The following is a 14,501-nucleotide window of genomic DNA, read 5'->3' on the forward strand; positions in this document are numbered from 1 at the left end:
AAACGATGGGATTGTTTGGTCGTTGTTGATTTAGAGGGCTACTACTCTTAATGTGAAAAATTAAGTCTCTGTAAAAGTAATATGTAAAGTGGGATTGGAAGAGTGGCTATCAATCGAAGCCTCTTTGACATAAATATTTCTTAGGTCGAAAAGGCTTTTTTGATTTTAAGCGGAGTTATTCAGTTTCTGGTAATCGATGTTTACCAGATTGTAGATGGTCTACAGAAGCGGCTTTGGCTGCCGCACTATTTCCAGCCATGATTGCTTCATAAATTAAACGATGTTCATTTAAACAAACGGCTCCATGCATGGAGGAATGTAAAATAAACGTTTTAAACATGGTGGTGAGAATGTTACCAAACGGTAGATAAAAATCATTGTTGGTTGAATTGAATATTAACCTATGAAAACTTAAATCTACTTCAGTCCAAGCTTCTTGATCAAAATTTTCAGTTATTTGGACCATTTTTTGAAAGATTTCAGATAGCTCTATTCTTTGTTCTGCCGTTGCGTGAATTGCAGCAAGAGCACATGCTTCTGGTTCTACAGCACGTCTTAAGCCAAGAAACTGACTGCAAAAAACTTTTGCGTCACTTAAGCCATCCATCCACTCAATCATTTGAGGGTCTAGAAAGTTCCAGTAAGCTCTATTAACTACCTTTGTTCCGATTTTAGGGCGTGATGTCAGTAAACCTTTCGACGTCAGAAGTTTTATGGCTTCTCTTAACGCAGTTCTACTTACACCAAATTGTTCACAAAGAGTCATTTCATTTGGGACGATAGAGCCTTGTTCTAAATCGCCAGATAAAATTCGACGTGCGATACTTCGAGCCACTTGTACATGTAAACTTCTAGAAGACATAGATATATTAGAAAAATTATTATTCATAATGTCCTTAACTTTTTTAGACTCAATGCGCATTAGTCGATCTCTGATTGGTATTTATTAGGAATCGATCTGCAGATTCTAACACAAGTTAATGTTGTTTTTTGATGGTTCATTTGAATAATTGTAATACAAAAAATGGTTTGGTAGTTTTTTTTATTTTCTTCGTGGATTAATAAAGACACATTTTTTTTGAGTTTCCATACTAAAAGAGGGATGGAAATTGTTTGTGTTTTTAAGGGTGTTGGTTTGAAGTAAAGGTATTTTTACCTTGTATTGATAGAGTTATAAGTCATTGTTGAGTGTGTTGTTAGAGTTACAAATTGTTCAATAATTTAGATATGAACAATTTTTGTGAAAAAGAGGGATGACCTGTGTGGCGTCTTAGGGTTATCTAAAGGTCGATTATGTAGAGTTTCTCTATTTAAAAAGAAAACCCTACAAATAATTTTTTTAGTAAATATTATTTAATGCAGTGTTTGTATTGCCATTGCCATTGTCTACACTAAAAATAGTCCATCGTTCGTTTACGATTTCCTTTTGAGCATAAACTTCAGCAACAACACGACGATTTTGAGCGCGACCTTCTTCTGTAAGGTTGCTATCAATAGGGCGTGATTCGCCGTAACCAATACCTTTAACTCTATCTGGTTGGATTCTAAAGCGATCTACTAGAACATCTGCTATTGCTGATGCTCGTTTTTGAGATAGTTCGCGGTTTAGTTTTTCTGAACCTTTATCATCTGTGTGGCCTTCAATTACAGCCGTACTGTTTGGGTTCTGTTGAAGGAATGCTGCAAGTTCTTGTAATTCGGAATAAAAACGAGGACTGATTTCAGCTTTACCTGAATCAAATAATACATTTAATTCAATTGATAATAGCTGTGTAGTTTGTGCAGGGCATCCATTGTTGTCGACCGCAGAACCATTTGGTGTCGATGGGCAAAGGTCACGGGCACCAATGACGCCATCTTTGTCTGTATCAACAAGACCAGATTGAACGTTTGACGAGTATAAGCTTTCAGCAGCGATAGCGGCATGACTAAAAGCGAATGCCATACCAATAATGCTAATTTTTTTAATTATACTTTTCATTGTGTTGCACCACCACTTGTTTGATTGCTTCCGATTTGTACATATTAAGAGATACTTTGTCTTGATACTACCGTGCTTTTGTAGCGTTGTTTTAAGAAAAAACCTTTTTGTAAGGAAGTGTAACTTCTACAGTCGTGTAATGTTTACCAGCTACCGATATTCTTCATTGAAGCCCATGGCTCTTTTTTTTCAAGTGAGTCGCCTTTTTGAAGTAACTCAATTGAAATGTTGTTAGGGTCTTTAACAAAAGCCATATGGCCGTCACGAGGTGGACGTAAGATAGTGACGCCAATAGATTGAAGCTTCTCACAGGTTTTGTAGATATCATCCACTTCAAAAGCCAAGTGTCCAAATTGATCTCCACCTGAGTAACTGCGATCCCCCCAGTTATGAGTAAGCTCTACTTCTGGTGCGCCTTCTACAGTAGCATAATAGATTAGGGTAAATTGACCTTTTTCACTGTTTTTACGTCTGGTTTCTATTAAACCTAAGCCCTGAGTATAAAAGTGATGGCTTTCTTCTGGTTTATTTGTTCTTAGCATGGCGTGTAAATATCGAATAGACATAAAAAGTCCTTAATTTGCTTGAATCATATTTTTCTATTGTTGCAGTATCAGTATCACAATTCAAAGTAATCGATAAGAATTATTTATTTCTTCCTTTTTACTTACTCTTCCCAAACCCACCTTAGAGGGTCGCCAAAGTCATCATAGATGATTTTTTTCTTTGGTCTTTTTTTGGTAGGAGTAGGGGAAGATGCAGGTTTTTGATTTTTTCTTTGCTGAAGAGCGGCAACAACATGATTTAATGGTGTTCTGTCTTGCTTTGGTTCGTTAAAGCCAATGTGGCTCGTGTTATACTTTCCATCAACTAAGCCAGATTCTCCCATGTTAACCTGTTGGATTTCACCTTTCGCCTTGATAAATTGATCTACCAAAGACTCTAGTTCTTTTCGAGTGTCTTTTTTTGTGGTCTTGGGTTTAATCATAGCGTTTTAGTTGAAGAGCATCCTGCTTGAAGTAAGTGGTTTGAGAGTTGGTCGTAATTTATCCATACTAAACGGAAGAGGTAGCTGGTGTCTATTAGCAACTTAATTGTACATGAAATCCAAAAGAACGAAGGCGAGCGTAAGGCAATACTTATTGCGCGTCCAAATGAAAACCCTGTAGATGGACAGGCAGAGGCACTTTCTATGCAGGTGACGAACTTATTCAATCGTTCAGGCATGAATACAGGGCGTTTTGTTAATCCTCAAGGAAGTGAAGAGGGGGCGCAGTTGCCCGCGTTGTTGTTTAAGCATTTTAAAGATAACGATTTTGCAGACTTCGCTGGTTTCACTAAAAACTGCGCCGCAGAATATTTAAAATATCTTGAGCCTGTAGAAGAGGCTGAAGGTGGGTTGTTGTGGTTTAACCACTATGAATTGCATGACACGCATTTTTTATACATTGTTATGTTGAAGCGTAAAAAAGGAATAGGCCTTGGTGCGGATCTTAGTTTTTCTCAAATTGAGCAAATTGAGATGGAAAAGCTGCACATGGCTTTGCGAATTAATTTAACCGCTTGGCAATCCGGTGATGAAGGGCGCTATATTGCTTTTCGTTTTGGTCGTGCACCTAAATCTGAAAGTGAATACTTTACTCAATTTATTGGTTGTGATGAGCCGAAAGCCGCTGCAAAAGAAACGCGTAAACTAGTCGATTTGACCTCGGCCTTTTGTCAGTCTGAAGGGTTTCCATCAAAGCAAGCAAACGAATTTAAAAAGGTTGTTTCTGAACACTGCCAAGCCAAGGCAGAAGATCGTGAGCCTTTAGCCATTAAAGAAATTGCTTCTGAAGTGGAATCACGATTTTCAATAGAACAGGCTAATAAGTTTTTAGAAATTGCTGACTCAGATAGCTTTAAAATGGAGAAGGAAATCTTTGTCGAAAAAGCAGCCCTGAAAAAACTAACTCGTTTATCAGGGAGTTCAAGGGCATTAACTTTGAGTTTCAATAGTGATTTACTTGGTGAGTCAGTTGAGTTTGATGCTGACACAGGTACATTGACGATCAAAGATCTGCCAAAAAGCTTATTGAAACAGCTGCAATCTATGTCTAACTAGGGTTGTGACGAAAGGGGCTTTAACTATTAAAGCCCTAACAAACCTTCTAGTTCTTGCATGGATTTGAAACATGCGGTTGCACCTGCAGTAGTTTGTAATGCTTTATCGAATGCATCGCTATATGCGAGAACTCTCATTCCCGCTGCACAGCCAGCTCTTATGCCTGCAATAGAATCTTCAATGACTAAACAGTCTTGTGGATCAACCTTGAGTGCTTTTGCTGCTTTTAAATAGATATCCGGTTCAGGTTTTCCGTTTTCAACGTCTTCAACACAAAAGCGAGTAGCGAATTTGTCAGACAAGCCGATTTTTTCAAGCTTCATGTCCATTTCTGTACGACGAGCATTGGTTGCCATTGCAATTGGCGCTGTTATTTTATGAAGTAATTCTCGTACGCCATTAATAGGTTCTAAATGCTCATGAATGATGGCATGAAATCGTTGCCTGTATTCAGCATCGAAATTTTCAGGTAAAGGCTTGCCTAATAAATGCTCTGCATTTTTAAGGGTTTCTTCATTAGTAAAACCAGTGAATTTTTCTAGCAGGGTTTGCTCGTCAATATCCAAACCAAGTTGGTGTAACATCGAGGTGAAGATTTCATTGGATATGGTTTCAGTGTCAACAATGACACCATCACAATCAAAAATAACGGCTTTATAAGAGAAAATCATAAGTAAGGTGGTTCGTTGTGAATGAAGAAAGATCATAACGAATTGTGGGGCAGAGAAGGAAGGGAGGGAGCGTTATTATTTTTCTCCCCTTTAAAAATTCTATCTATTATATAATTATGCCACTGACGTGGTTTTTATACTTTCAAGGTTAGGCTTGGCTAAGCTCTTGTTGGCGAACATTACTTTTCTTAATTGAAGTAACGATTGATTTGAAAAAAACGACAACGGCTTTTGCTCTGCGAGCGCGTTTTTGACGACGTGCATAGTCTTCAGCCATAGTGTCAACAAAGCCCCACTTTGCTAGTAATGCTTCGTATTGTTGTTGAGAGTCCATAGTATTCTCCGGTGTTAATTGATTAAAATGTTGTTTTATTACAACAAATGCAATGTTAGATAAGCATGACCCATTCAACAAACGATCCTTTTTCACCCTAAAGGTTAGTTTTTTTCACTATTTAAATTTGCTAAGGAAACAGTCTTGTATCAACCGTTAGAGCGTTTTTCAAAACAATGGATTTTTAAGCGAAATGATCCAAAAGTAGAACAAGAAGATTTAGAAAGAATTCATCTTCTAAGTGAACAAAGAGCCAGTCAAATTTGGCTTTCTTACATTAGTGATGAGCAGATTCATCCAGATCATTTTACGGATAGAGATTGGTTAAAAAAAACGAATTCTCAGTTGGAAATCACTAAGGTTCAATGGGAAAGAACCTGGGATAGTGACAAAGAAGCGCTACCTGAAGATGTTTTAGCGCATTTTTCTACATGGGGTGAAGATACGCTGGTGTTTTTTTGTTGTCATAATGAGTTGGTCTTTGAATTGCCTTGGGGTGTTTTTAAGCGAGCTTGGAAAGCTTTTTTGTTTTTAGACAATGGTCCAGTTCTGGTGGGTAAAAAGAAAAAGCAAGCAGCACAATTCCATTCAAATGGTTGGGTGAATTTATTATTAAGAGAGTCTTAGTCTTTCTTAATTTAATCCTTGTTAACTTAACGTAACAATTATTACAAAACACTACGACACGCTGTACCAAGGTACAATAGAGCTCTTACCTGCATTGGCTTATCTTGTTATTAATAAACAACAAAGTCTATTTAGGAAGAGCCATTATGAACAACAATCAACAGCAATTTGCCACATTAGGAAGCACGATTGGTTCTGTTACTAAACTTAGTGGCTCGGTAGTCGTCCAATCCATTATTAGTCAGGAGCGCTTAATTAAAATAGGTGATCCTGTCTTTTTTAGCGAAACAGTTGTTGCTCAAGATAGTGGTAGTGTTCTTATTGATAAAGCAGAAATAGCCATTGGGCCTTACTCTATAGTTGAGCTTTCAGATGTTAATGATGGGCCTGGTGATATAGGTGAGTCTATTGGTATGAATGAGTTGCTTCAGAGTTCAATTGTCTCTGCTAATGAGCTACAACAAGCGATTTTAAATGGGGCTGATCCAACATTGATTCAAGAAGCTCCAGCCGCTGATGAAAGTATAATTGATGATCAGCAACGGGTTGATGTGACAGTTTTTCGTAATAACAAAACTGCATTACCTAGTTATGGCTTTGATACAGATGGTAAGTCTTCAAGTTCTCTATTCGATGTCAGCTATGAAACGCGAGTAGGTTCATCTGATTTAGCTTTAAGCTCAGAAGAAGTGGTTTCTGGCGCCGAAGAAGGAAGTGTAGTTTCTATCTTTGGAATAGAGACAACGACTGATTCTGGCGGCTCTCTTAGTCCAGATGTGTCTTCTGCTCCAAATAGTATACCAGTGCCAAACGTTTCTATTGTGGCAGACACAACTGCTGATGCAGGAACCGTTCTGATTAATGACATCACAGAAGATGATGTCATTAATTTAACTGAAAACAATCAGATCATCACAATAACGGGGACCGCAGCTGGTGGTGATATCAGTGAGGGCGATCTGGTGACTTTGGTTGTTAATCACGTTACCTATACAAGCATTGTTGATTCATTTAATAACTGGTCGGTTGATGTGGCGGGTTCTGATTTAGCAGACGATGCGCAATTTACAGCAATTGTGAGTTCAAATGATGCCGTTGGAAATACAGTAGAGACTACAGGAAGTTCTGCGCATACAGTGGATACAAAAGCATTTGGTCAAATTGATACCTATAAAGTCACGGATGATGCAACGATAAGTGCCGCTGAATCTGCCGTTGGAGAAACGGTTGATATTACAGGTTACGTTGGAAACGACGCCCGCCCTGGCGATCTTATTACTGTCAACTTAGATGACCTTGAAATTGGCCGAGGCATCGTATCCGATGTTCAAGATGCCAATGGTAAATACTTATATACTGTCCCTGTATTAGGCGCTGATCTTGCGAACACGACCCAAACGAATCCGAATATTACGGTTATCGTTTCAGGCGAAGATGATGCAGGAAACCCTTTCTCAACCCAAACGACAGAAGCGTATTTCATAGAAGCGGCGACACTTGCTGATGTGTATGTCTTTATTGACGACGGAAACTATGATGGCGTTATTACCGAAGGTGAAGCTGAAAGCTTGCTGGTTGGTGGGTGGGTTGAATCTGGTAATTCCGTGTCTTCTATTATGATTACAGACAGTTTAGGCGCTGTGTTAACAATTGATACAGGCTTTTTCAGTGATGACGACGGAAATTGGATTTACTTTGAAAATACAGTGGATGTCTCTGGGCTGGCGAATGGCGAGTTGAAAGTGATTGTTAATGTCGAAGGTTTCAATGGTGTCGTATTATCTTCAGGAGCGGAAGTTATTACGAAAGACACAGATGAAGATACAGGTGTTGTTCTTGTTGATGTTGATACTGATGTTTTTGGCATTGGCATTGTTCAAAGTGTCTCTGCAGCAGATGACTCCATAGAAGATGTCGCATCGACTGATGAGGGCGATGATATATTAATCGGTGGAACGCTTGATCTTGATGGTAGTAATACCGATACCTTGATAGCTGCTGGAGACGATGATTTTGCGCTTGATGTGATTACTGACTTCGATAGTAAAGACAATGGATTGGATGTAGCGGCGTCATTGACAGGCTTGTTGGGTGGTGCTGAAAATAAAGACGCTGTTACCGAATTTTTATCTGTGAATGCGGACGTTTTGGAACAGAATGAAGAGGGTGGTGATATTGCAGGCGTTACTTTTGGTGTTGGTTCAGGTTACGATTTTGACACTAATAGCACTGTGATTGTTGAGGGTATGATGCAGGCTGCTTTTAATGATCAAGAATACAGCATTAGCATTAATGGTTAGATTTTAAACGTGCAGTTCTAAGTGTGCTGTTTAGAAAATGGTAACGCGTTTGTGGTTAATATAAGAACCGAACTGAGTATGAATAACTCAGTTTGGTTTTTTATTGTTTTTTGGCTCTCATGTCGCTTTAGTATGACGTAGATTAAAAAGCAGATTGTTCTTTGATTTGCTTAGGTAACCAAAGCGAAATAATACTGGTGAGAAGTAAAAAAACAAAAGATACCCACAAGCAACTGATTAAACCGTACTCTTGATAGATCCATCCTGATAGCAATGTCCCAATCAACCGCCCCATGGCGTTGGCCATATAGTAAAATCCCACATCCATAGAAACGCCGTCTTTACTGGCGAGCTGAACGATGAAGTAGCTATGCAGTGATGAATTCACCGCGAAGACAGCACCAAATAAAATAAGGCCACCTAATAGGACGATTTGCGGATAGAAAGATAATTGCAAACCGATCGCTATGCCTGCAGGTAAAAACGTTAATGCTAATGCCCATAAAGTGATAATTTTGGCGCTAGGCATTTGTTTACTGCGTTTGCCTGTAATGTGTGGAGCAAGACTTTGAACGATACCATAGCCAATTACCCAAAGTGCTAAGAACCCGCCAACGGTCCAATGATCCCAACCAAATTGACTACTTAGATACACTGGCAGCGCGACCACAAACCACACATCACGTGCGCCGAAAAGAAACATGCGGGCCGCAGAGAGAATATTGATTTCTCTGCTTTTAGAGAAAATTTCAGCGAACTTAGGTTTGCTTTTTGATTTGCCAAGATCTTCTTTTAATTGCCAAAGACTGAATGCCCACACCAAACCCAGCGCTAACGTCATAATGAGAATGGCTTGATGGAAACCAACGGTCGTTAGCAGTAACCCTCCAATAAAGAAACCTATCCCTTTTAAGGCGTTTTTTGAACCTGTTAGTAAGGCAATCCATTGATAAAGTTGACCACTTTCGTCATTGGGCACTAAGACTTTGATGGAACTTTTAGCACTCATTTTATTCAAGTCTTTGGCGATGCCAGACAAAGCTTGTGCTGCCATAACCCAAATGACTGTCAACCAAGAACCTGGTGCTAAGAGCATTCCGAGTGCGGCAATTTGCATACCGAGTCCAATATTCATGGTTCGGTTGAGTCCCCAGCGTGCGCCAAGCCAACCACCAAATAAGTTGGTGACGACGCCAAAAGCTTCATAAAAAACGAAGAGCAGAGCGATGTCTAATGCACCGTAACCTAATTCGTAAAAATACAAAACAACCAGCATGCGCAATGCGCCATCGGTAAGGGTAAAGCACCAATAGTTGCCTGTGACGATCAAATATTGGCGAACGCTCTGAGGTAGTTGTGAAAGCATGGTCTCGTCTTCTGCTTTGATGTTGTTGCGAATGAAAGAAACGGTCTTGGGACTGTTTTTAAATTATTTTTTATCCGAGCTTATTTATCCAAACGACCGACTTTACGCATCAGTTCTGCAGTGCGATTGGCGTAACCCCATTCATTGTCATACCAAACATACAGCTTCACTTGAGTGCCATTGATGACCATGGTGCTTGGTGCGTCAATGATGCTAGAGCGCGGATCGGTTTTGTAATCGATAGAGACCAATGGGCGCTCTTCGTAGCCAAGGATGTCTTTCAATTCGCCTTCGCTTGCGGTTTTAAGTAGTTGGTTTATTTCTGCTTCTGTGGTGGCGCGGTTCATCTCAAAAACGCAATCGGTCAATGATGCGTTTGTTAATGGAATGCGAACCGCATGACCGTTTAGCTTGCCTTTTAATTCTGGGAAAATATGCGTAATGGCGGTCGCTGAACCGGTTGTTGTTGGGATTAAGCTGCTGCCGCAAGCACGGGCGCGACGTAAATCTTTGTGGGGTGCATCGATAATGGTTTGTGTATTGGTTATGTCATGAATGGTGGTCATGGAACCATGTTTGATGCCGATGGATTCGTGCAGGACTTTTACCACAGGGGCTAAGCAGTTGGTGGTACAAGATGCAGCCGTGACGATTGGGTGTTGGCTTGGGTCGTAGTTTTTATCGTTGACGCCCATAACAATGTTTAATACGCCGTCTTCTTTTACAGGTGCTGTCACGACAACACGTTTGACGCCTTGATCAAGGTAAGCTTGCAGAAGGGCTTTGGTTTTCATTACACCAGTGGCTTCAATGACCACGTCACATTGAGACCAATCTGTTGCCGCTATGTCTCGATTTTTTGTGCATTGGATTTTTTGACCGTTAATCAAGATTGTGTCACCGTCGCTGGTGGTGTTGTGATTCCAACGGCCATGAACAGAGTCAAAATTAACAAGGTGAGCAAGGGTTGCAGCATCGCCGGTAGCGTCATTGATCTGGACAAATTCTACATCGTCCCAATCAAACGCAGCGCGAAAAGAAAGTCGGCCCATGCGACCGAATCCGTTAATCCCTACTTTGATCGTCATTGTTTGTCTCCGTGTTGTGATTCTTGAAAATTAGGTTTTATCTATAAAAATCTGTTTCTTTTTTTGAAATAAAAGCTAGCAACAGACGGTTAAACGTTCTGGTCGGCTGCCCATATTTTCTAACTGTTTAATATTGTCTTGTAGCCATTGTGTTTGGCTATGTAACGTTGTTTTTAAAACTTGTTGTGCCCATTCTGGTAGGTCTACGTGAAGTTTGTAAAACACCCATTGACCTTGCCGCCTGTCAGTAAGTAAACCGCTCTTACGCAGTTGAGCTAGGTGGCGTGATATCTTGGGCTGAGTTTCGTCGAGTGCAGCCATGAGTTCACAAACGCACAGTTCAGTTGATTGTGTAATTAATAAAAGACAGCGTAATCTCGTGTCGTCGGCCAGTGCTTTAAAAAATAGGGTAGGGTTCATAGCGTTTGAGTGCTCTTGGTTGTTAATGTGTTCTTGATCGAATTGTATATGTGTATTTATATATATGTAAAATCATATATTTTATATTCTTTAAAGTTTAATCTAATTGTCATATTTCAATAAGAGTTCCCTGTCCTAAAATACACTGAAAAAAAAACGGGCTCCGAAGAGACCGTTTTTTTTTGATTTTTATTTGTTGTTTATAATGTCAGGTTCTTTTTTGACTGTATGTCAGAGCCTGGCATTATCAACCACAATTACTCGTCATTAATGTCCGCCCATCACTTTTTCAACTTCTTCAGGGTTGTTATGAACCCCAAATTTATCGACAACTGTTGCGCTGGCTTCATTCATGCCAATGACTTTGACTTCAGTACCTTCTCGTCGGAATTTAATCACGACTTTATCTAAAGAAGATACAGCTGTGATGTCCCAAAAATGCGCTTCAGATAAATCGATCGTAACTCTTTCAATGGACTCTTTGAAATCAAAATACGCATTAAATTGATCTGCTGAGGCAAAAAAGACTTGTCCGATTACTTTGTATGTACGGTGTGTTGTACTTTGGTTTTTATCGTTCATGACGACCATGAAACGACCAATTTTATTGGCAAAAAACATAGAGGCGAGCAATACGCCAGAAAATACACCTAATGCTAAGTTGTGTGTTGCAACAACGATTACGACTGTGGTTAACATGACAACGTTTGTGGAAACGGGGTACTTTGTCAAATTGGTAATAGATTCCCAAGAGAAAGTACCGATAGAGACCATGATCATTACGGCAACCAAGGCTGCCATTGGAATTTGCCCAATTAGGTCGTCAAGGAAAACAACCATGATTAACAATAATAAACCGGCTATGAAAGTAGATAAGCGACCACGGCCACCTGACTTTACGTTGATGACAGATTGGCCAATCATGGCGCAACCTGCCATTCCACCCATTAAGCTAGAACCTATATTAGCGATGCCTTGACCTTTACACTCGCGATTTTTATCACTGCTTGTATCTGTGAATTCATCAACGATAGTTGCTGTCATCATTGATTCTAGCAGGCCTACAGTGGCTAGGCCGATTGAGTAAGGCAGAATGATCATTAATGTTTCAAGTGTTAATGGAACATCAGGCCATAGGAAAATTGGCAGTGTATCAGGCAGTTCGCCCATGTCTGAAACGGTACGAATATCTAATCCGTAAGTCATTGCGAAAACAGTTAATACAACAATACAAACGAGTGGAGAGGGGAGCGCTTTACCAATAACGGGAAGTAAAGGGAAAAGATAAATAATGCCTAGTCCTGCAGCCGTCATTGCATAAACGTGCCAGGTGACATCGGTTAACTCTGGTAACTGAGCCATAAATATGAGGATAGCTAAAGCGTTTACAAAACCAGTAACAACGGATCGAGAAACAAATCGCATTAAAGAACCGAGCTTCAAATATCCAGCAAAAATCTGAATGACACCAGTTAATAAACTGGCTGCCAATAGGTATTCTAGGCCATGATCTTTTACCAATGTCACCATTAATAAAGCCATTGCACCCGTTGCTGCGGAGATCATGCCTGGACGACCACCAACAAAAGAGATGATGACGGCGATACAAAAAGACGCATATAAACCAACTTTCGGGTCAACACCTGCAATGATAGAAAAAGCAATAGCTTCAGGTATCAACGCAAGGGCAACAACGGTACCAGCGAGTGAGTCGCCTTTTATGTTCGAGAACCAATCTCGTTTTATCGAATCGATCATTTATTACCTTCTGAATTCATAAGAAAAATAAGTCGTTACTTTTATTGCAAGCGGCTTGAGGTTATTGCGCCAGAGTATGGCAAATGCATGACATTCCCATACAGACTTGACGAGAAGATCAGATAGACTTTGAAACAGATTACAGGAAGTGGGAATCTGTGGATGACTGAAGTCAAAGTCGAAGTGGCGAAAATTATAAAGATTTGAGTTGGGTATAGCAATAATAAGACTGTCGAAGGCTGTGATTTATGAGCGTGCTGTTTAAAAGCAACAAATAAATACAATGACTGTACCAAGGTACAATAGAAGTCTTGCTTGTATTGTTCTACTTTATACATAACTAGTAAATTATTCCGTCTTATTTAGAGTCCAGGAGATTCATCATGAGCGACAGCCAAACATCTTTCGAAACATCAGGTACAGCTATTGGCGTAATCACTAAATTAAGTGGTTCAGTGACAATTACATCTATTGATGGTCAGGAGCGAGTCGCTCAGGTTGGTGATTCTGTTTTCTTCGGAGAAACCGTTGTTACAGGCGCAAACGGTAGTGTCACTATTAGTTTTATTGATGGTACTGATGTTGTAATAGGCCCTGACTCAGTCGTTGAAATCACAGATGAAGTTTATAATACAGGAGACGCTGAAGAGCTTGTTGCAGATTCAGTTGCTGAAGCAGAAGCATTGCAAGCGGCTATTTTGGCTGGTGATGACCCTACTCTTGTTCAAGATGCACCAGCAGCTGGTGATGATGCAGAAAATCAGGATCGTGTAGATGTTTCTGTTGAGCGTATAGGCGGGGACGCTCCTATAGGGTATGGGATGAATACTCTACCTACTTATGGTTATGACACAGGTAAAGATGCTACAGAAAGAAGTGTTACCCAATTTTCTGCTGGTTCTTCTGGTCCCTCTGATGCAATTGCAGGTGTGGTCACTATTAATACTATTACTTCCGATGGCGTTATTAGCTCGGAAGAGGCCTCAGGTACGGTTACTGTATCTGGCAGTGCGAATGGCGGTGATATTTCTACTGGTGATTCCGTTGTATTCGTTATTAACAATGTTACATACAGCACAAGCGTATCTGCAGATGGTACATGGTCTGTCGACGTTGCGGGTTCTGATTTGGCTACAGACACATCGTTCGATGTTGTTGTCACTTCAAGTAACAGTGATGGAAATACAGTTGAAAGTATCTCTACTGCAACCTACGAAATGGATCAAAGTAAGCTTCTTGTTAATCTTGATATTGACCCTATTACTGAAGATAGTGTTGTTAACGCAGCTGAAGCTTCATCTACTGTTACGGTAACAGGAATAGTTACAGGAGATGAATTTGACAGTGGGGAAGTAACGCTAGTAATCAATGGAGCTGAATATAAAACAGAAGTAAATGTAGAGGATGGTGGTTGGTCTGTTGAAGTAGATGGTAATGATCTCACAGCAGATGCAGATACAATTGTCTTCGGGACTGTAAGTGTTGGCAATAGTATTGGTCAAGAGGGTGATGCGACATCCACTGAAAAGTATTTTGTGGATACCGCCGCCAGTGCAATTATTAGGGTCGATAGTATCACTGAAGATGATCTTGTAAATGCTACAGAAAGTGAAAGCACAGTTACTGTGTCGGGCCGAGTAGCGGGAGATGTATCGTTAGGCGACTTGGTGTCGATGACGATAAATGGCACTTCGTATACAGCCTTAGTTTTAGCCAATAGTACATGGAGTGTGGATGTTAGTGGAAGTGATCTTGCTGCTGATACATCTTTTGTCGCCACCGTAACAGGTGAAGATAATGCCGGTAACTCGTATTCAGCATCAACTACTTCAACTCATACAGTCGATGCAGC

General features: G+C 40.2%; 14 protein-coding genes. 4 read left to right on the top strand and 10 right to left on the bottom strand.

Annotated elements, in window-relative coordinates:
- Positions 1-175: 175 nt before the first annotated feature.
- The 4 genes from MUS1_RS13515 to MUS1_RS13530 form a co-directional block, all read right to left on the bottom strand.
- Positions 176-889, bottom strand: coding sequence for a FadR/GntR family transcriptional regulator (locus tag MUS1_RS13515; RefSeq protein WP_036163454.1), 714 nt, complete (start codon positions 887-889; stop codon positions 176-178).
- Between the two features lie 450 nt (positions 890-1,339).
- A complete protein-coding gene (locus MUS1_RS13520; RefSeq protein ID WP_036163418.1) occupies positions 1,340-1,981 on the bottom strand; it encodes an OmpA family protein in 642 nt (213 codons plus the stop codon).
- 143 nt (positions 1,982-2,124) lie between these two features.
- Positions 2,125-2,547: a VOC family protein gene (locus MUS1_RS13525; protein ID WP_036163419.1), complete on the bottom strand. Its 423-nt coding sequence runs from the start codon at positions 2,545-2,547 to the stop codon at positions 2,125-2,127.
- Positions 2,548-2,648: 101 nt separating this feature from the next.
- Positions 2,649-2,969: a hypothetical protein gene (locus MUS1_RS13530; RefSeq protein ID WP_036163421.1), complete on the bottom strand. Its 321-nt coding sequence runs from the start codon at positions 2,967-2,969 to the stop codon at positions 2,649-2,651.
- Positions 2,970-3,056: 87 nt separating this feature from the next.
- On the opposite strand from MUS1_RS13530, the gene MUS1_RS13535 reads away from it, so the two are divergent.
- On the top strand, positions 3,057-4,085 hold the full coding sequence (locus MUS1_RS13535; protein WP_036163422.1) for a nucleoid-associated protein: 1,029 nt from the start codon (positions 3,057-3,059) through the stop codon (positions 4,083-4,085).
- A 26-nt stretch (positions 4,086-4,111) separates the two neighbouring features.
- On the opposite strand, the gene MUS1_RS13540 is transcribed toward MUS1_RS13535, so the two are convergent.
- Both MUS1_RS13540 and MUS1_RS13545 read right to left on the bottom strand, forming a co-directional pair.
- Entirely contained in the window at positions 4,112-4,756 is a 645-nt protein-coding gene (locus MUS1_RS13540; RefSeq protein ID WP_036163423.1) for an HAD family hydrolase, read from the bottom strand.
- A gap of 148 nt (positions 4,757-4,904) precedes the next feature.
- The gene (locus MUS1_RS13545) at positions 4,905-5,090 is read right to left on the bottom strand and encodes a hypothetical protein (protein WP_036163424.1); all 186 of its coding nucleotides are present in this window, start codon (positions 5,088-5,090) and stop codon (positions 4,905-4,907) included.
- 144 nt (positions 5,091-5,234) lie between these two features.
- Between MUS1_RS13545 and MUS1_RS13550 the strand changes: the two genes are divergently transcribed.
- Together MUS1_RS13550 and MUS1_RS13555 are read left to right on the top strand one after the other, a co-directional pair.
- Positions 5,235-5,717 carry a DUF2947 family protein gene (locus MUS1_RS13550; protein ID WP_036163425.1) on the top strand — a complete coding sequence of 161 codons (483 nt, stop codon included), beginning with the start codon at positions 5,235-5,237 and terminating at the stop codon, positions 5,715-5,717.
- Positions 5,718-5,863: 146 nt separating this feature from the next.
- Positions 5,864-8,017 carry a retention module-containing protein gene (locus MUS1_RS13555; protein ID WP_036163426.1) on the top strand — a complete coding sequence of 718 codons (2,154 nt, stop codon included), beginning with the start codon at positions 5,864-5,866 and terminating at the stop codon, positions 8,015-8,017.
- A gap of 142 nt (positions 8,018-8,159) precedes the next feature.
- On the opposite strand, the gene arsJ is transcribed toward MUS1_RS13555, so the two are convergent.
- The 4 genes from arsJ to MUS1_RS13575 form a co-directional block, all read right to left on the bottom strand.
- Positions 8,160-9,383, bottom strand: coding sequence for an organoarsenical effux MFS transporter ArsJ (gene arsJ / locus MUS1_RS13560; protein ID WP_036163427.1), 1,224 nt, complete (start codon positions 9,381-9,383; stop codon positions 8,160-8,162).
- 80 nt (positions 9,384-9,463) lie between these two features.
- The gene (locus MUS1_RS13565; protein ID WP_036163429.1) at positions 9,464-10,471 is read right to left on the bottom strand and encodes an ArsJ-associated glyceraldehyde-3-phosphate dehydrogenase; all 1,008 of its coding nucleotides are present in this window, start codon (positions 10,469-10,471) and stop codon (positions 9,464-9,466) included.
- A 75-nt stretch (positions 10,472-10,546) separates the two neighbouring features.
- Positions 10,547-10,891, bottom strand: coding sequence for a metalloregulator ArsR/SmtB family transcription factor (locus MUS1_RS13570; RefSeq protein WP_036163431.1), 345 nt, complete (start codon positions 10,889-10,891; stop codon positions 10,547-10,549).
- 267 nt (positions 10,892-11,158) lie between these two features.
- Complete coding sequence (locus MUS1_RS13575) at positions 11,159-12,649, bottom strand: SulP family inorganic anion transporter (RefSeq protein ID WP_036163433.1); 1,491 nt, start codon at positions 12,647-12,649, stop codon at positions 11,159-11,161.
- 383 nt (positions 12,650-13,032) lie between these two features.
- Between MUS1_RS13575 and MUS1_RS13580 the strand changes: the two genes are divergently transcribed.
- Positions 13,033-14,501: retention module-containing protein (locus tag MUS1_RS13580; RefSeq protein ID WP_036163435.1), on the top strand; the 1,469-nt coding region annotated here is incomplete at its 3' end.

The organism is Marinomonas ushuaiensis DSM 15871 (genome assembly GCF_000521805.1).
GTDB classification, from domain to species: Bacteria; Pseudomonadota; Gammaproteobacteria; order Pseudomonadales; family Marinomonadaceae; genus Marinomonas; species Marinomonas ushuaiensis.

Excerpts from the sequence above, each read along its gene's own strand:
- MUS1_RS13530 (WP_036163421.1), bottom strand. The coding sequence starts at position 2,969 with ATGATTAAACCCAAGACCACAAAAAAAGACACTCGAAAAGAACTAGAG.
- MUS1_RS13540 (WP_036163423.1), bottom strand. The coding sequence starts at position 4,756 with ATGATTTTCTCTTATAAAGCCGTTATTTTTGATTGTGATGGTGTCATT.
- MUS1_RS13570 (WP_036163431.1), bottom strand. The coding sequence starts at position 10,891 with ATGAACCCTACCCTATTTTTTAAAGCACTGGCCGACGACACGAGATTA.
- MUS1_RS13575 (WP_036163433.1), bottom strand. The coding sequence starts at position 12,649 with ATGATCGATTCGATAAAACGAGATTGGTTCTCGAACATAAAAGGCGAC.
- MUS1_RS13555 (WP_036163426.1), top strand. The coding sequence starts at position 5,864 with ATGAACAACAATCAACAGCAATTTGCCACATTAGGAAGCACGATTGGT.
- arsJ (WP_036163427.1), bottom strand. The coding sequence starts at position 9,383 with ATGCTTTCACAACTACCTCAGAGCGTTCGCCAATATTTGATCGTCACA.
- MUS1_RS13515 (WP_036163454.1), bottom strand. The coding sequence starts at position 889 with ATGAATAATAATTTTTCTAATATATCTATGTCTTCTAGAAGTTTACAT.
- MUS1_RS13545 (WP_036163424.1), bottom strand. The coding sequence starts at position 5,090 with ATGGACTCTCAACAACAATACGAAGCATTACTAGCAAAGTGGGGCTTT.
- MUS1_RS13520 (WP_036163418.1), bottom strand. The coding sequence starts at position 1,981 with ATGAAAAGTATAATTAAAAAAATTAGCATTATTGGTATGGCATTCGCT.
- MUS1_RS13565 (WP_036163429.1), bottom strand. The coding sequence starts at position 10,471 with ATGACGATCAAAGTAGGGATTAACGGATTCGGTCGCATGGGCCGACTT.
- MUS1_RS13525 (WP_036163419.1), bottom strand. The coding sequence starts at position 2,547 with ATGTCTATTCGATATTTACACGCCATGCTAAGAACAAATAAACCAGAA.